19 protein-coding genes, 2 pseudogenes and 1 riboswitch are annotated in these 17,568 nt (G+C 31.8%); of the genes and pseudogenes, 17 read left to right on the forward strand and 4 right to left on the reverse strand.

Annotated features, from left to right (window positions below; genetic code table 11):
- Nucleotides 1-13 precede the first annotated feature (13 nt).
- Nucleotides 14-1,852 carry a methyl-accepting chemotaxis protein gene (locus tag BM077_RS10485; protein ID WP_089750102.1) on the forward strand — a complete coding sequence of 613 codons (1,839 nt, stop codon included), beginning with the start codon at nt 14-16 and terminating at the stop codon, nt 1,850-1,852.
- A 390-nt stretch (nt 1,853-2,242) separates the two neighbouring features.
- Nucleotides 2,243-4,192, forward strand: coding sequence for a methyl-accepting chemotaxis protein (locus BM077_RS10490; RefSeq protein WP_089750104.1), 1,950 nt, complete (start codon nt 2,243-2,245; stop codon nt 4,190-4,192).
- A 325-nt stretch (nt 4,193-4,517) separates the two neighbouring features.
- Here BM077_RS10490 and BM077_RS10495 read toward each other — a convergent pair whose 3' ends face one another.
- A complete protein-coding gene (locus tag BM077_RS10495) occupies nt 4,518-4,898 on the reverse strand; it encodes a helix-turn-helix domain-containing protein (protein WP_089750106.1) in 381 nt (126 codons plus the stop codon).
- Between the two features lie 272 nt (nt 4,899-5,170).
- Nucleotides 5,171-5,253: riboswitch (cyclic di-GMP riboswitch) on the forward strand.
- Between the two features lie 105 nt (nt 5,254-5,358).
- On the opposite strand from BM077_RS10495, the gene BM077_RS10500 reads away from it, so the two are divergent.
- Nucleotides 5,359-5,523: an aspartyl-phosphate phosphatase Spo0E family protein gene (locus tag BM077_RS10500; RefSeq protein ID WP_176941703.1), complete on the forward strand. Its 165-nt coding sequence runs from the start codon at nt 5,359-5,361 to the stop codon at nt 5,521-5,523.
- A gap of 290 nt (nt 5,524-5,813) precedes the next feature.
- Nucleotides 5,814-6,383, forward strand: coding sequence for an HD-GYP domain-containing protein (locus BM077_RS10505; protein ID WP_089750110.1), 570 nt, complete (start codon nt 5,814-5,816; stop codon nt 6,381-6,383).
- A 94-nt stretch (nt 6,384-6,477) separates the two neighbouring features.
- Here BM077_RS10505 and BM077_RS10510 read toward each other — a convergent pair.
- Nucleotides 6,478-6,942, reverse strand: a pseudogene (locus tag BM077_RS10510) (transposase); the annotation flags it as partial.
- A gap of 44 nt (nt 6,943-6,986) precedes the next feature.
- Nucleotides 6,987-7,256: a transposase gene (locus tag BM077_RS10515; RefSeq protein ID WP_089750114.1), complete on the reverse strand. Its 270-nt coding sequence runs from the start codon at nt 7,254-7,256 to the stop codon at nt 6,987-6,989.
- A gap of 291 nt (nt 7,257-7,547) precedes the next feature.
- On the opposite strand from BM077_RS10515, the gene BM077_RS10520 reads away from it, so the two are divergent.
- From BM077_RS10520 to BM077_RS10565, 11 genes and pseudogenes are all read left to right on the forward strand, one after another.
- Nucleotides 7,548-8,066: a nitroreductase family protein gene (locus BM077_RS10520; RefSeq protein ID WP_089750115.1), complete on the forward strand. Its 519-nt coding sequence runs from the start codon at nt 7,548-7,550 to the stop codon at nt 8,064-8,066.
- Between the two features lie 242 nt (nt 8,067-8,308).
- Entirely contained in the window at nt 8,309-8,791 is a 483-nt protein-coding gene (locus tag BM077_RS10525; RefSeq protein WP_089750117.1) for a glycine/sarcosine/betaine reductase selenoprotein B family protein, read from the forward strand.
- 24 nt (nt 8,792-8,815) lie between these two features.
- Nucleotides 8,816-9,073: a hypothetical protein gene (locus BM077_RS10530; RefSeq protein ID WP_090003527.1), complete on the forward strand. Its 258-nt coding sequence runs from the start codon at nt 8,816-8,818 to the stop codon at nt 9,071-9,073.
- 138 nt (nt 9,074-9,211) lie between these two features.
- Entirely contained in the window at nt 9,212-9,520 is a 309-nt protein-coding gene (locus BM077_RS10535) for a pyridoxamine 5'-phosphate oxidase family protein (protein ID WP_089750121.1), read from the forward strand.
- A 199-nt stretch (nt 9,521-9,719) separates the two neighbouring features.
- On the forward strand, nt 9,720-9,917 hold the full coding sequence (locus tag BM077_RS10540; RefSeq protein ID WP_089750123.1) for a hypothetical protein: 198 nt from the start codon (nt 9,720-9,722) through the stop codon (nt 9,915-9,917).
- Nucleotides 9,918-9,938: 21 nt separating this feature from the next.
- A pseudogene (locus BM077_RS10545) lies at nt 9,939-10,187 on the forward strand (OsmC family protein); the annotation flags it as partial.
- Nucleotides 10,188-10,297: 110 nt separating this feature from the next.
- A complete protein-coding gene (locus BM077_RS10550; protein ID WP_089750130.1) occupies nt 10,298-10,852 on the forward strand; it encodes a DsbA family oxidoreductase in 555 nt (184 codons plus the stop codon).
- Nucleotides 10,853-10,945: 93 nt separating this feature from the next.
- Nucleotides 10,946-11,326: a VOC family protein gene (locus BM077_RS10555; protein ID WP_089750132.1), complete on the forward strand. Its 381-nt coding sequence runs from the start codon at nt 10,946-10,948 to the stop codon at nt 11,324-11,326.
- A 122-nt stretch (nt 11,327-11,448) separates the two neighbouring features.
- Nucleotides 11,449-11,736 (forward strand): EamA family transporter, encoded by a 288-nt coding sequence (locus tag BM077_RS14220; protein WP_218124683.1) that lies wholly within the window; start codon nt 11,449-11,451, stop codon nt 11,734-11,736.
- Between the two features lie 38 nt (nt 11,737-11,774).
- Nucleotides 11,775-12,380, forward strand: a complete 606-nt coding sequence (gene rarD / locus BM077_RS10560; protein WP_445082266.1) for an EamA family transporter RarD — start codon at nt 11,775-11,777, stop codon at nt 12,378-12,380.
- 351 nt (nt 12,381-12,731) lie between these two features.
- On the forward strand, nt 12,732-13,322 hold the full coding sequence (locus BM077_RS10565; protein ID WP_089750134.1) for an omptin family outer membrane protease: 591 nt from the start codon (nt 12,732-12,734) through the stop codon (nt 13,320-13,322).
- Nucleotides 13,323-13,533: 211 nt separating this feature from the next.
- Here the strand turns inward: BM077_RS10565 and BM077_RS10570 are convergent, their stop codons facing one another.
- Nucleotides 13,534-14,685 carry a tyrosine-type recombinase/integrase gene (locus tag BM077_RS10570; protein WP_090003573.1) on the reverse strand — a complete coding sequence of 384 codons (1,152 nt, stop codon included), beginning with the start codon at nt 14,683-14,685 and terminating at the stop codon, nt 13,534-13,536.
- A 403-nt stretch (nt 14,686-15,088) separates the two neighbouring features.
- Here BM077_RS10570 and BM077_RS10575 point away from each other — a divergent pair, with 403 nt between their 5' ends.
- Together BM077_RS10575 and ltrA are read left to right on the forward strand one after the other, a co-directional pair.
- Nucleotides 15,089-15,640: a CBO0543 family protein gene (locus BM077_RS10575; protein WP_089750139.1), complete on the forward strand. Its 552-nt coding sequence runs from the start codon at nt 15,089-15,091 to the stop codon at nt 15,638-15,640.
- Between the two features lie 821 nt (nt 15,641-16,461).
- Nucleotides 16,462-17,568, forward strand: a 1,107-nt coding sequence (gene ltrA, locus BM077_RS10580) for a group II intron reverse transcriptase/maturase (protein WP_090095251.1), incomplete at its 3' end; no start/stop codon positions are given.

Here is a 17,568-nt window from a genome sequence, read left to right on the forward strand (position 1 = left end):
GGAGAGGAATAAGATGAATTTTAGAAATAGTCTTAAAGGAAAATTAGTTGTAATTTTCATATTAGTTTTGTTGGTACCTGTATTAACAGTTACTTATACTTTTATTAAGACGAATACATCATATATTAGAGAGGTAGTATATGACCAAAATATGAATTTAGCTAAAAGCTTACATAAACAAATTAAACTTGCAGTTGATGATACTGAATCAGTAATGGACATGTTATCTACTTTAGAAGAAGTTGAAAGTATGAACCCTAGTAAGATGGATGGTATATTAAAAGGAATAGTTGCAGACTATGATGCGATTACTCAGATCTATATTATGGACCCTAGTGGAATGCAGATTTATAAAACATCTGGTAGTTTAGGTGATAGATCAGATAGGGGTTATTTCCAAGCAGCAATTAAAGGTGAAACTCATTATTCAAAAGTGATTATTTCAAGAAGCCAGAAGAAACCAATTGTAGTTTTAGCAAAACCTATTAAAAGAGATGGAAATATAGTAGGTGTGATTGGGGCTAGTATTGAATTATCGTTTATAAGTGAGTTAGCTTCACAAGTTGATCCAGGAAAATCAGGATACGGATATGTAGTGGGACGAACTGGTAAGGTAATTGGTCATCCAGACGATAAATTAGTTAAAGAAATGATTGATGTATCAAATCTTGATCCGGTTAAAAAGGTGATAAATGGGAAGCATGGAACAGAAGAATACACCTATAAAGGAGTGAATAAGTTAGCAGCTTATATGCCCTTTGAAAAGACAGGGTGGGGAATTGTAGTTCAATTGCCTGCTAAAGAGGCGTTTAAAGAAATAAGCAAGCAGAAAAGATTATCTATTATTATTATAGTTGTCGCTGTTTTACTAGCAATTGGAATATCTTTAGGAGTTTCTAATTATATAACTAAACCAATAGTAGCAGCTATGGAGTTTGCTGATAAGATTGCTAATGGAAATTTAAATATAGACTCTTTACAAGTAAAAACCCAAGATGAAATTGGAGATTTAACTCATGCTTTAAATGAAATGCGTATCAATTTGAAGGATATAGTCGTTAATTTATTGGATGCTGTTGAAGACTTATCTGCTTACAGTGAGGAACTATCAGCTTCTGCTGAGGAAGGAAATGCAACTATAGAGACAACTAGTCAGCTTATAGACGATATGTCGTCTAGTATTCAACAAATATCAGCTAGTAGTCAGGAAGTAACTGGTTTAGCTCAAGAAGCTAATTCCCAGACCCAAATTGGTGGTCAAAAGATTGAAAGCACTGTTGAGAGTATAGAAGAGATTAATCAAGCGGTTGGCAGTACAGTAGATACTATTGAAGAGTTAGATAATAATTCACAGGAAATAGGTCAAATTGTAGAACTAATTACTGATATAGCAGACCAGACTAATCTATTAGCTTTAAATGCAGCTATTGAGGCAGCTAGAGCTGGAGAACATGGTCAAGGATTTGCAGTAGTAGCTGAAGAAATTAGGGAATTAGCAGAAGAAACGGCTAAGGCAACTAATGAGATTAGTGGTTTAATTAAAGATACTCAGAAAAAATCAAAAGCAGGTTTAGGAGCTGTGCAGCAAGTAGAAAATAAAGCACAAAGAGGTAAAACTATTGTGCAGGAGACAGGTGAAGTATTCTCAAAAATCAAACATGCTATTGAAGAGACTTCAGCTCATATTCAACAGACAGCAGCTTCTACTCAGAATCTAGCTGAAAATAGTGATCAAGTAGCTGAAGCATCCGATGGAGTTAGAAATATGTCTGACGAAGTAACTAAGTCCTCTCAAGAATTAGCTAGTATGGCTCAGCAATTACAAGAATTAGTTGATACTTTTGATGTTTAAATAAAATGAAATAAACTAGGAGAATTAAAGAGTTAATTAAAAAATATAAGGTTATTAGTAATTAGAAGAAGATTAAAAGTATAAAATTTAAAATTAATCTCTATAAGAGGTCAGGGCAATTTAAAGCCCTGACCTTAAATTATTTATAGTTAAATTTATGTTGGTATATGTAATATTTTTATAAATCTTAAGGAAATTTATGATTATTTAAATAAAATACGGAAAAAATGAAGGAGTTTGATATAATTTATTTAATTAATAAACATAGTTATTTTATAATCATGTTTATCAAAATATAGAAGGGGGTTTAGATTTGAATTGAAAGGTAACTAATTATAATGTCTATGTAAAAATATAATTACGTATTTTAAAGGAAAGGGGAAATGATTTATGAATAAATTAAGTAACTTATTCAATAATAACCTTCGAAGTAAATTAATTATATTATTTTTATTAATAGCATTAGTTCCTATGTTGATTTTGGGCTATTTAGGAGTAGAAAAAGTAAAGGGAGTATTAAAACAAAATTTTATTCAATCTACCACTAAAGAGGTTAAACAAGTGGATAATGCTATTAATCTATACTTTGAGACTATTAAGAAAAATACTAAGATGTTAGCGACTAATCCTACTGTTAAGAAGGCTGATCAAACTATTACTACTTATATGAATAAGACTGAAGAAGAGGATTTAAAGTTAACTCCATTAAAGAATGGCGGGATTGAAGCAAAAATTTATAATGTATATTCACATTTTGCTGAAACACATCCTGACTCTGCATATGTTTATATGGCAACTAAAGAAGGTGGATATATTCAATGGCCGGCTAATTCTGTTCCAAAAAATTATACTCCAACTCAAAGACCTTACTATAAGACTGCTATGAAGAATAGAGGTAAAGTAGTTAGGACAAGTCCTTATTATTGGGCAGCTGATGATAAAGTAATTGTAAGTACAGTTACAACAATTGAAAATAATAAAGGAGAATTCATAGGAGTACAGGGTCTTGATGTTAGCTTAGATGGATTGACGCAGATGGTAAAAGATATAAGTATTGGAGATACAGGTTATGTAATCATGACTACTAATGATGGAACTATTTTAGCCCATCCTAGAAAACCTGAGTTCAATTTTCAAAATATTAAGAAGCTTGAAGTTGCTAAATTAAATAAGATATCTAAAATAAAGAATGATAGCTTTGAGGCAATGATGAATGGCAATAATTATTTGATGAATGTATATACCTCTCCTAGTACAGGTTGGAAGTTTATAGCTGTAATTAAAAAATCAGAGTTGACAAAGCAGTTAGGTTATATATATAAATTAGTGTTAGGAGTAATAATTGTAGCTGCAATATTAATTACAATTTTAGCAATATTCTTTTCTAATAAAGTTTCAGAGCCGATAATTAATGCTACTAATTTTGCTCAAAAGATAGCTGAAGGAGATTTAAGTACTAATTTATTAAAGGTTAAGAATAAGGATGAAATTGGTGACTTAAGTCAAGCACTTAATAAGATGCATAATAGTTTAAAGAGAATGATTACTGATTTAATAAGTACTATTGAGGACTTATCAGCCTATAGTGAAGAGCTTTCAGCTTCTGCTGAGGAAGGCAATGCAGTAATAGAGACTAGTAATCAAGGTATTGAAGAGATAACTGCAAGTATAGAAGAAATATCAGCTAGTAACCAAGAAGTAACTAGTTTTGCTCAGGAAGCTAATTCACAAACACAGTTAGGTAGTCAAAAGATTGATAAAACAATAAACAGCATAGAAGAAATTAATCAAACAGTACAAGAGACAGTAGATACTATTAAAGAATTAGATACTAATTCACAAGAGATAGGTCAGATTGTAGAGTTAATTACTGATATAGCAGACCAGACAAACTTGTTAGCTTTAAATGCTGCAATTGAAGCAGCAAGAGCTGGAGAACATGGACGAGGATTTGCAGTAGTAGCTGAAGAAATTAGAGAGCTAGCTGAAGAAACAGCCAAAGCAACTAGAGAGATAGATGATTTGATTAAAGAGACACAAGGTATATCTGAGGCTGGTTTGAAATCTATAGAAGAGGTTCAAATTAAAGCCCAAGAAGGAAAAGAGGTTGTAAAAGAAACGGATGAAGTCTTTTCGGGAATTGAGACGGCTATAGAAGAAACTTCTTCTTATATGCAACAGACTGCTGCTTCTACAGAGGCTTTAGTTGAAAGTAGTGATGAAGTTAGTAATGCCTCTCAAGAGATGACTAATATGTCTGAAGAAGTAACCAATTCTTCACAAGAGTTAGCAACTATGGCTCAAAAGTTACGGGAAATGGTTGAGAAATTTAATGTTTAAAGAATAAGCTGAAAAATGATGATACTAATTTTAGCAAACACAAATTGTGTTTATAGTAAAAATTACTTGACAATATGTGATTAGGTTGATATAATTTCAAATGTGAATCTTGTTCTACAAATTTAGACTAAAAACAGCATAATTTTATTTAGTTTTAAAAAGATAGTCATTAAGAGCAAGATAGCTTTATAGAGTTATCATAAGAGAGAACGGTTAAGGATTTTAAAGCCCTATTTCATTTATAATATTCATAGGGAATAGGGCTTAATTATTCTTGTAAGAATAAAGGGTTCAAAATTATATTTACTACATATAGTTGCAAAAGCTAAGGTATTGCATTAATAATTGTATTAATAATCTTTGATAAATCTTCAACTTTGATTTGCTTATTTTTAGCCAAATAAATATTTTCAAGCAATTGATTTAGAACTTTAGGTTCACTACTTAATTCATCAATTAATGAATCAGGTAGTTGCTTTAGATAGTTAACAGTTTCATAGTTATGAATATGAATTCTTCCAAATAAATAATCTAGACTTACATCAAAGTAGTCGGCGATTTTAATTAATGTTTTATAGTCTGGTGTTCTTTCGCCAACTTCATAGAAAGATATTGTGGAAGGAGCTAAATTCAAATGTTGGGCTAATTCTTTTTGAGTTAAATTATTTCGTTTTCTTAGTTTCTTAAAGCGTTTTTTAAATAACATATTTAATCACCTCGCATTTTATTGTTATAGTATTTACTGTGTAACTTAGTTAAATTACTATTCTTCTTTCTATTATAATAATATATTGTGAAAATATAATGAATTTATTAAGGTGGAATAGTTAACAAAGGCTAATTAAGGGATTGTGACTAATTAACATATATTATATAATGTGCATGTGAATTGTTTATATTTACAAGATAATGATAAATTGATATAATTTTAATTGTGATATTATAACAAAATACTTTAAATGATATTTTCTATTAATTCCTCGATAAAGGCAAACTTATCGAAAGATAAGGACGCAAAGCTCGGAGCCTAAAGCTTATGCTATGGTCGTCAAGCTACCGAAAGGGAAGATAGGCTTTATGTTGTATTTAAAAAATAAAGTCCTATTCCTCTTTTATATTTTATTGAGGAATAGGACTTATTTAATTTTATAATAAATTTAGAAAGAGTGATTACAATTAATATTCAAAGCAGAAGTGAAATTAAAAAGTTAAAGGTGGAGCTTGCTAAGATAGTTAAGGATAAAGAGAATTTGAATCATAAGAAGGTAATTAATAAAAGCCAGGAATTAGATAAGAAGATTGTTTCTTTCATGAAATGGATAGCAAAATAAAAAGTATATTTAATGTTAATGATAATTAGGATTTTTAATTGAATTTTTGATATTAATACATTTGTTTTAGCTAAATCTTTATGAGTTAAGGATAGCTTTAAATTATAGATAGTGATCATATGTTGATAGGGGAAAAAGGTTAAGAGATTATATTAATTTTATTATGTGGGTCGTGGCAAGAATCACAGGTATATAATATAGTTAATTTATAAAATTAATCTCCTTTTTCCTTCTTTATAAATTTATATTATTGGAAAATTCATTATCGAAATTAAAGAGGAGGGACTTAAGTGGATAACAGATTGGCTAAAGCATTTGTAGGAATTATTGAATTGAGAGATGAATATACTTCTACCCATAGTAAGAATGTTGCTAAATATTCATTACAATTAGGTAAAGGACTTCAATTAGATAAAACGACTTTAAATAATCTAAGGTTTGCTGCTTTATTACATGATATTGGGAAAATTGCTGTTCCAGATGCTATATTACATAAAACAACTACTTTAACAGAGGACGAATTTATAGAAGTAAAACGTCATTCAATAGTTGGTGCTAGAGCTGTAAAACAAGCAAATTTTAATGATGCAATAATACTAGGTATTCGTTATCACCATGAGTTTTTTAATGGCAATGGTTATCCTGAGGGATTAAAAGGTGAAGGGATTCCTTTAATTTCTAGGATAATTGCTGTGGCAGATGCCTTTGATGCTATGACCTCAAAAAGACCTTATCGAGAAGCGTTTTCTCATAAGAAAGCAATTAAAGAATTAGAGAACTGTGCAGGAAGTCAGTTTGATCCAAAGATTGTTGATGTTTTTGTTGAATTGTTTGTAGACAGTCAGATGAGTTTGAATTAGTAGTAGATAGAATCTAGTATTAAACGGCGTTTGTCAAGTAAGTTGTCGCATTTAATTAAAAATTTCTTTGAATACTCTTCATTTAGAGTTCCAATTAGGAACTCTGCTGGTTGAGATATTTTTCTACTTCGTCTTCTTCCATTGGATTTAATGTTACATAGTCAGGAAGTGACCAGTCTCTAATTTCCCCTGACCATCTCTCTGGATGAGTTTCCTTAGCCTTTTTATATGTTGCAATACGCTTTTGTATTATATCTATATCAAGCCCGTAATGTCTTTGATAGGGCGTTATAAAATTAATTCCACTATGTAAATGTTCATGATTGTACCAGTGAACAAACTTAGAAACCCATTCTCTGGCTTCTGTCAGGTTCTTAAAGCCTTTGTTAGGATAAACAGGTCTATACTTCATTGTTTTAAATAGTGATTCAGAATAGGGATTATCGTTACTTACTCTTGGTCTTGAAAATGAACTTTGAACTCCTAGTTTTTCGAGTGTTGCCATAAATGTTGCTGCTTTCATAGGGCTACCATTATCAGAATGTAATACTAATGGTTTATCTTTTTTAGTTGCTATACCTTGGGAAAGAGTAGCTTTTTTAATCAACCTCTTTCTCGGCAGTATTTAGAAGTTTCCAATTCAGAAAGACTGGCAGTTTCTAAGACAGCTTGAAACTTATCTTTAGAAGTCCATTTGCTCGCTCTTTTACTAGTAGCAGGACTTTCTTTAAGAGCTTTACTTCGCCAAGAATAAAGAGTATTTCTAGGTATGTCTAATTCTTTTGCTAAATCAGGTACTTTTTCAGCATTTGGTGGAGCAAGTCTTTTAAAAACAGATTCTTTTAATTCTTTGGGATAAACTTTTTTTGGCATATTAATTCTCCTTAGGATTTATTGTCGTTACTTTATTATACACAAATTTTACTCCTTACGACAACTATCCTAACACATAGGGCTATTAAATCAATTGTTAAATGAATGTAAATATATTTGTTTTGACTTGAAAAGAGTTTCCTTAACATATAAATCATTATTGTTTTTACCTTGGGTTGTATAAAGGTCAACTTGGTTATGTTCTAAAGTATAGAACCTATTTAATTTTTTGATATTTTCTATACAGATGATATAATGAAAGACAAATAACTGATAAAAAGGAGGCAAATTATGGATTTTTTACAATTAGCTAAAGAGAGGTATTCAGTTAGAGAATATGAATCAAAAAAAGTTGAAGAAGAAAAATTACTTAAAATATTAGAAGCAGGGAGAGTTGCGCCTACAGCTACAAATAGTCAACCCCAGCGTCTTATTGTAGTACAAAAGGAAGAAGGATTAAATAAGATCAAGAAAGGAGCCAAAATATATGATGCTCCATTAGCAATTATAGTATGTTCTGATCATGGTCATACTTGGAAAAGGCCTTTTGATGGTATGAACACGGCACATATTGATGCTAGTATAGTTACTGATCATATGATGCTTCAAGCTACACAACTTGGATTGGGGACAGTATGGATTTGTTATTTTGAGCCAGAGGTTATAAAAGAAGAATTTAATATTCCAGAGAATATTGAGCCGGTCAATATTCTAGCTATAGGATATGCAGCAGGAGAAGCAGCATCACCGGATAGACATAATACGGATAGAAAACCTTTAGAAGAGACAGTATATTATGAGTCATTTTAAATAAAGTGTTATTTAAATATTGAAAATTGACGACTGTCGGCACGTCGCTGGCAGTCGTCAGCTATTTAACAGTAAAATCTAATATACGAAACTAGAATTATACTCTAAAATGGAGTATAATTTTTAATTAATCATTGTTATTTAAATTTTAGTAAAATCAATTAAATATGGTAATTAAAATTAGTTTGACTCTAACGTTAGAGTTATGATATAATTTTAAAAAATAAAGAAGGGAGATAGAAATGGATATCAAAAGTATTGAAGAAATGCTTCAAAGTAATGTTGATCCTAATTTTAAATTTATTGACAATCGAGAAAAAGAGGTGCCATTTGTTAAGCTAGGGAAACCGATTTCTGAAGCAAAAGTTGCTTTAATTTCTTCAGGTGGACTTCATTTAAAAGATGATCCAAAGTTTGATACTGAAGATTCAATGGGAGATGCTAGTTATCGAGAAATTCCGAGTAGAGTGAAATTTAAAGATTTAGAAATTAGTCATGGTCATTATGATTATAAGTATATAAAAGAAGATATAAATACAGTATTTCCTGTTGAATTGTTGCAAAGACTTGAAGAGAGAGGAGTAATTGGTGCTTTGGCTAGGAGAAATTATAGTTTTATGGGGTATTGTTTAAAGGTTGATGAACTTATTAATCAAACCGGGATGAAAATTGCTAATTCCTTAAAGGAAGACCAAGTAGATATAGCTATTTTGGCACCTGCTTGACCAATATGCAATCAATCCGTGGGATTGTTAGCAAGAAAATTAGAAGAAAACGATATAATTACTGTAACATTAAATATGTTTTTAGAAGTTGCTAATTTAGTACAAGCACCACGAACACTCAGCACTAATTTTGTCTTTGGTGCTCCGTTTGGAGATCCAGGAAATACAGAGTTGCAACTAAAAGTGATTAAAGAATGTTTAATGTCAATAAAAGAAATTGATGGTCCAGGTACTATAATAGAGTTACCTTATAAATGGCGACAAAAATTGAAATCAGACTAGATATAAAAAATTAAATTAAAAAGTCCATATATTTAGAAAAATAATAGGAAAAGAGCCTACTATTAACTTGACGTTTACGTTAAGGTGATGATATAATCATTTATAGTTAAGCTAAAATCTTAAATAGGAGGTATAAAAATGGTTTTAAATGATGAAATTAAGAATTTGGCTGAAGAGGCTCCATTTGTGCCGATTAGTACAGTGTCTTCTCGAGGAGAACAACATTTAATTGTTGTTGGTGAGGTAAAGGAGATAAATGATGATGTACTTACTTTTGGAATTTACAAGATGGAGAATACCCAAGAGAACTTGAATGATAATGGTGATATGCAGGTGGTTTTAGCATCTACTAAAGATGAGCCTAAGGGATATCGTTTGATAGGAACAGCACATGCTGAAGATGATAAAGTCTTATTTAAAGCTGAACAAGCAGAATCATTATTATAATTTTTACTTATATGCTAATTTAAAGCCCTTCGCATTAGAAGGGCTTTAAATTGTTAATGATTAATTAAAGGTTCAAGTGTTTTAAGTTAATATATTAGTGAATTTGAATCATAATAATATTGGAAATGTAAATACTAAAAATTATATATAGATAGATTAAAATATTGAACTAATAATTCTTTGGAAGGAGGATTAAATTATGACGGTTGATCCAATTGAAACTACTAAAATCACGATCATACAAGATGAGAGACCTAATCGACGGGCTTATATCGAGGGTTTTGAAGAGCCATTGTATTTTGGAGTGCATGGTGGGGTAAAGGAATTTTATGGGGTTGAACCAGAGATAGAGTATCCATTAACACTTGATCATATTGTTTCTGCTGCAGGTGGATGACTAACTGGTACTCTTGCAGGTGCGCTGGAAGCGCGCGAAATTTCTACTTTTCCTGATAAGTTGAAAGGACATTTTGAAGGGATAATTGAAGAAGAGAAGGGAATATTAAAGATTAATCGAATTCGTTGCCACTATGAGCTAAAGATACCAATTGATAAAATTAAGGAAGCCAAACGGGCATTAGATGTATTTGAACAAGGATGTCCAGTTGCTCAGACACTTAAAGGCTGTATAGAATTTGAACATAGTTGGGAGATTGAAAAAACATAATCATATTATTGATATTCACATAAAATTACAGGTGTAATTGAGATATTTAGGAGGTGGGTAATATGATTAAGATGAAAATTTATTCTGATTATATCTGACCTTTTTGTTATATCGGCAAGGCTATTGTCGATCGGTTAAAGCAAGAATTTGATATCGAAGAAGAGTGGTATGGGTTAGAAATTCATCCAGAAACACCGCTAGGAGGTGAAGATATAACTAAGAAATTTGATTCTAAATCGATAGAGAGGTTATATGATCGGTTGAATCAACGGGGAAAAGAATATGGAATCAAATTTAATCAATCTAAGAAATTATCTAATACTCACTTGGCATTGATATTAAGTGAATATGCCAAAGAAACTGGTTGCTTTGAGGCCTTCCATCATAGGTTATTTGAAGCTTACTTTGAGGATGAAAAGGACATTGGAGATAAAGAGGTGCTTCTTCAGATTGCTAATGAGGTTGGCTTATCTAAAGATGAAGTAAAAGAAGCTTGGCAGGATTCTAAGTGGGAAGAGAAGTTAAAGGCAATTACTCAAAAGTCAGTTGTGCATGGAGCTACAGGTGTTCCTACTTTTATTATTAATGATGAATATCGTATTGTAGGAGCTCAACCTTATGAAAAGTTTGAAGAAATATTAAAAAAAATTAAAAGATCAGATTGATCTTATCTTATAAATTTTTAATGAATTAATAAAGAATATAATATAGATAAGTAATCAAAGAGTAATATTAAATTATGAAGTAGGAGGTTTAAAATGTTTAAAAGAATTGATCATGTTGAAATCATACCGTCAGATATCGAAGTATCAATTACATTTTATACTGAAATATTGGGATTTAAGATTAAACAAAGAGAAGAAGTTGATGCACCATCAATAAAGGAAGTTGTCTTTTTAGAATTAAATGATTCAATGCTTGAACTGTTATCTATGAAAGAACCTCAACCTATTAACAAACAGGACCGTCAAGTAGGTTATAGGATGTTAGCTTTAGAAGTAGAAGATATGGATGAAGTAATAACATATTTAGAAGATAAAGGAGTAGAAGTCAGTTGGGGTCCAGTAGATTTAGGGCCTTCTAAAAGAGCTGAAATAAGGGATCCCGATGGATTACCAATTGAATTGCGGCAATGGTAAAATAGTTTTCTCGTCGCAAGAGGAAATGTAGAAAAACTATCAATTTTGCCTTTTATCTGCTTGGATTAGATGATATAATCATTGTCATAACTAATTTAAATATAATATATGGAGTGAGGAAAGTGGATAACAATGAATCTAAATTGATAGGTCTTTTTTATGGTATAACTGCTTATATTCTGTGGGGTATTTTGCCTCTTTATTGGAAGGCATTAGATAAAATTACCCCTATGGAAATACTTGCCCATCGTATTCTTTGGTCTCTGGTTTTTGTCCTGGTAATTTTATGTTTTCAGAAAAAACTACATCAGTTTAAGGAAATCTTTAAATCCAAATCTGATTTAATTCGTCTCATCTTTGCAACTATATTCATCTCTATCAATTGGGGAGTATATATATATGGGCGGTAAATACTAGCCATATTGTCGAAACAAGCATGGGCTATTATATGAATCCTTTAATTGTTATTTTGTTAGGTGTAGTAGTTTTAAAAGAGAAGTTAAATTCTTGGCAGATAGTATCTATAATTATGGCTACAATTGGTGTTGGTATTATGACTTTTAAATATGGAGAAGTACCCTGGATTTCTTTGACTTTGGCCTTATCTTTTGCATTATATGGACTTATGAAAAAGACCGTTTCAGTTGGTTCAACGGTAGGGTTAGCTATGGAGACCGCTATTTTAACACCAATTGCGTTGGGTTATATTATCTTTAGACAGGTTAACGGTGTGGGTGCTTTAGGTCATGTTTCTAGTATTACAACTATAATTCTTATATGTTCTGGAATAGTAACAGCTCTACCCTTATTATTCTTTACTAGAGGAACTCAGAGATTACCTCTGTCCAGTATGGGTTATTTACAGTATATTGCCCCGACCATAAGTCTTATATTAGGGATATTTGTGTTTAAAGAAGAATTTACAACTACTCATTTTATAAGTTTTGGTTTTATTTGGATTGGTTTAGCTATTTTTACTACTTTTCAGATAAGAGATGTACAGATAAAGAGGCAAAGGCAAGAGATAGAGACATCAAAGAGTATATTGAGATAGCTAGAAATTACTCCATACTTGCTGACTTATCGGTATAATAAAGATAAAATAACATATGAATCTTTTTAAACTGTCCTACGGATTTTTGAATGAATTTGTAATAGTCCAATGGACAGTTTTTATTATTCTAGGAAGAATTAAATTGAAACTTAAAATGAATAGAAGATGGATTAATTGTGTACTAAATATTGAGGGTGGTTAGATGATTTGAAGCAAAATTTTATTTGTAGAATTAATTTATGGTGGATTGTCAACCTTTTTAAGGATTTTTATTTGTACATTACCTAAAAATCAGGTTGGGCTATCTGTTCCAATTGTAGAACTTATTTTGGAGACTGGGGGTCTAGCGTATTGACTTTCCCATTAGTCAACAAGGCAGTAACTTTGGAGTATGGTCAAGATGTTTTTGGGATTAGAACAAACTTCAAAGGAAGCAAAATTTTAAATGAAAAAGCAACAGATGATAGAATGACGGACTTAGACTATAACTCAGATGGGACAATTGACACTATTGGGGATGCCACGAATGAAGCCAAAGGGCAAAGTTTTGATTTAAATATGCAAAGCGAATGGTATAAAGCTGGAGCAACAAAAGTATCTTTCCTTGGAGGATACAGATACGATGAATACGATTTCGTTGCCTATGACCCACGAACTTTATTCTGGGATGAAGCTATAGATACTAGTCAATATCCACTATTGTACGACGGGGTAGGTATAACTTACAACACAAAATACTCTATGCCGTACATAGGCGGAGTTATGAAGTATGAGAAAGGGAAATTTGAGTTAGGATTAACTGCTAAATATTCCCCAATCGCAAGCGTGGAAGATGAAGACGACCACAAAATGCGTTATAAGTTAAATACTTCGGAAGCAGACGGGAGCATGGTGATTGCTAGTTTAAAAGCTAATACAAATAAAAAAATCAACCTTCCATAACCCCTGTCATACCGGTGATTATAAGGAAAAGTTGATAAATTCTAATATCATATAAAAAGTAATGGTGCCGAAGGTGGGATTCTGTGCTATATTTAAAATGTTAAAAATAACAACCTGCTGTAATCACTGTCATATCAAGGCTTAAAGCAGGTTGGATAATAACAAGTAAATCTGATAACTGTTTCAAAAGTGCCATTTAAGTGCCATAGGTTTAATTTTCTTCGATTAACCCCTCTAATTTATCAGCTGCTTCCTGTTGTAAGCTGGGAATAACATGTGAATAAGTGTCTAAAGTTTGAGTTATGCTTGAGTGGCCAAGACGTTCTTGAACTACCTTTGGATGTACTCCTTCTTGTAATAGAAGAGTAGCGTGTGTATGGCGTAAGTCATGCAGTCTTATATCTTTGAATCCAGCTCTTTTAGCAACTCGTTTAAACCGTCTAGTAACTCCTTGAGGATTTGCAGGTGATCCGTCTTCATTACAGAAGACAAGGTTTTGTTTAGTATAATAATTAGGTCCTAGGAGTAGTTTATTTTCAGATTGCTCTCTTTTTATTTTTTTGATAGCTTTAACAACATTATTTGAAATGCTTATTAATCTCTCGCTAGATTTAGTTTTAGGTTTTTTAAATATAATACCTTCATTTCTAATTCTTTGCGATATTTGTCTGACTTGAATAGTCTTTTTATTTAAGTCTATATCTTTCCATCTTAAACCTAACATTTCTCCTCTTCGCATACCCGTATTAACACTTATGTAAATGAAATTATAAATCCATTTATCTTTTGTTTCTTTTAAAACCTTATTGACTTGTTCTTTATTCAAATATTTAATTTCAGGCTCTTCTGGTGAAGGAGCTTTGATTGGGTCAGCTGGATTGCTTTTAATTATCTGTAACTTAACAGCATATTTTAAAGCTTGACTTAATATCCGATTATGCTTTTCTACGGTAGTCTTAGATAAACCGCCAGGTTTACCATCCTGTCTACCGGTCGTTAATTTTTTGCTTTGGTAAGACTGAATATGCATTGGTTTTAAATTTTTCAACTGTATGCTGCCAAGTTCAGGGATAAAATGTCTTTCAATTATTTCTCGGTAATTAGCATAGCTACTAGGAGCTAGGTTAGGTTTACAATATTCTTTAAGCCATTTTTGCAATAGTTCTGCTGTGGTCATTTTTGAAGGCTCTACATAAGTACCAGTTTCCATTTCATGAATTAGCTTAGCCATAATTTTTTGGGCTTCTTTTTTAGTACCATTTACAGTTTTAGTCTTGCGCTTACGTTTACCAGTAGCAGGGTTACGTCCAAGTTCAATTATTATTTTATACTTTTTTTGTCCAAGTTTTCTTAAATGAGCCATAAATGTTACCTCCTCTTCACAATAATAAATTAAATAGTGACAAATTAGCACATATGTTCGATAAGGGGCTAAAAAAATACTAAAACACACTTACTATATATGATTATTTCTAGATAAATTGTTAATAATCCTTTTAAAGTTTATATTTTTGTTCTTTGAAAGGGAATTAATGGATTGTTGGTGAATTAATATTATAGTAATGATTGTGGAGTTTAGCAGGATAAGAATTATATATGAACTATACAAGAGAAAAAATATGATTAAAAGAGTAAAGAGGAGTTGAATTTTAATGAGAACAAGTAGGATTAAGAATCAAATCAGTTATTACCAGTGGTATGAAAATATAGAATATTAGATACTTGATTATTAAATACTATCCATAAAGACTGGGTGTGAGAAAACAATGGATAGTATGTTAAAAGAAAAATTATTAAAAATCCAAAATCAAGTTAATATCATGCAAACAAAATATTATGATTTATGGTATGATGAGATTCTGTTTTCATGGAGGTGGTGGTTAACATTAATATTAGCCACCATCCCTTGGATAATTTGGATTAAGTTTAGGAAAAAGGAGAGTACTGATAGGTTATTATATGTTGCTTTATTTGTCATTGGTATTTCTTCTTGGCTTGACTTTTTAGGGTTGCAGTTAGGGCTTTGGTTTTATCCAGTAGATTTAGTTCCATCTATTCCTGCATATATCTCTTATGATTTTTGTATTTTACCAGTTACCTATATGGGTTTTATTCAAATAAGGCCTAAAGTCTCACCTTTACTTAAAGGGATTACTATCGGGGTCATAAATGCATTTATTGCCGAACCTATATTAATAGCACTAGATATGTATGTAGAGTCTAATAATTGGAGTAAAGGGTATTCATTTATTATATATGTGTTAATTTATTTAGTAGCACATAAAATTAGCAGAAGGTCTAAGTTTAAAAGTATTTAAGTAGGTTGTGGGAATAGTTAATATAAAATATTTAGTAGATAAGACTCATTCTAATATGGAAGCTTTAAATAAATTTAAGAATTATTTAAAAAATTAAATCAGTCTATGTCCTAAAAAGCAGTATTACCGACGTTAGTGTCGGTAATAATTAAAGTTAGTACGCCAAGCAAGTTTGATATTTCTGGCAAGGTGAAGCCGTCTACTAGAGTAGACTTAGGATAATATCGATTATGAGAGATTACAACAGAACCAACGTAAATAGCTCAATGGTAAGAGCTTAAAAGATCGCCGACAGAAGGTCCACCTTTCACTACCTCACTGTCTTTGGTAAAGTGAAGGTCGTTCAATGGTTTGAGTAATATTTTAATTAGTCAATATATCTGATAACAGTCTTTGCTAGGTAAGGACTAACCATCCACCTATATCGAGTGTTGCGCTTTGAATTGGTAACAATTCAGGTGAAGTGTACACAGAGAACTTTTTAGGCCAGAGGGAAGACCGTAATTCCTGAAGCATATTGAGCCCCGTTAGTATCGGGTCCTGGAAACAGGAGAAGAGCAGATGACGACGTAGTTAACGTTGCGGAAGTCAATACGAAGGAATTGTAAAAGGTGAGATTCCGGAGGGTCTGTCGGGGTCAGAGAACCTGGCATGAAGAGAAAGAAATATCAGGAATTTGGGAGGTCCTACAGGTTCCAATGATTATTGGAAGGTCTATCCAATCGAAAAAGAGGACGACCTGCGACTTGTAGGAAGTCGGATTAACTCATAGTACTCTGAGACCAGGAGAGCTGGTTACATGGGGAAGGGGTGACAGAAATATGTACTCATCAAAGGAAACACTAACCGGACGCGCAAGGCCGGAGCAATTAGTGCAAACCTCACTGAAGGGAATAGCAAAGAAAGCAAAACGACTCAAAAAGTATAGATTTCGTGACCTATATAGGCAGATAAACCATAGTGCTTTAAGTAAAGCTTGGGATAACATAAATAAGAAAGCAGCCGCAGGAGTAGATAAAATAACTGCCAAAGAATTTGCTAAAAACTTAAAAGATAATATTGAAAGTATATTAGATAGCTTAATAGGTAAGCGATATCATGCAAAGATGGTACGTAGAGTGAATATAGAAAAGGACAATGGGAAACTTCGTCCACTGGGGATTCCAGTAGTTGCCGATAAAATAGTACAAAGAGCAACAGCCGATATATTAGAAGCAATTTATGAACAAGATTTTATAGATAATAGCTATGGATATAGACCAAACCGTGATTCAAAAGTAGCAATAAAATCTTTAACAAAAGAATTACAGTTTGGCAAATACAGTTACATAGTTGAAGCAGATATCAAAGGATTTTTCGATAACATAGACCATGATTGGTTAATAGAAATGTTAAAACAAAGAGTTAATGATAAAGAATTTATAAGGCTAATCAAGAAATGGTTAAAAGCTGGGATATTAAAAGAAGATGGACAAGTCATTCATCCAGTTACAGGAACTCCTCAAGGTGGCATAATAAGTCCCATTCTAGCAAATATCTATCTACACTACGTATTAGATATCTGGTTTATAGGAAAAGTTAAGAAAGAATGTGCAGGTGAAGCCCATCTATGTCGTTACGCTGATGACTTTGTTTGTGCTTTTAGGTACAAAAGAGATGCAGAACGATTTTATCACATGTTACAAAAGAGACTAAATAAATTTGGTCTAGCACTTTCATTGGAAAAGACAAATATAATCAGTTTCTCTAGATTCCGTAAATATGAAAATAATAGCTTTGAATTTCTAGGGTTCGAGATGCGTTGGGGAACTTCAAGGAAAGGTAAGGACATAATTAAAAGGAGAACTTCACGCAAGAAACTAAGAAAATCACTTAAGAATTTTACTAAGTGGTGCAAAGAAAATAGGAATAAGCGACTCAGAAGTTTG

The sequence above is a fragment of the Candidatus Frackibacter sp. WG13 genome, from assembly GCF_900114655.1.
Lineage (GTDB): Bacteria > Bacillota > Halanaerobiia > Halobacteroidales > Acetohalobiaceae > Frackibacter.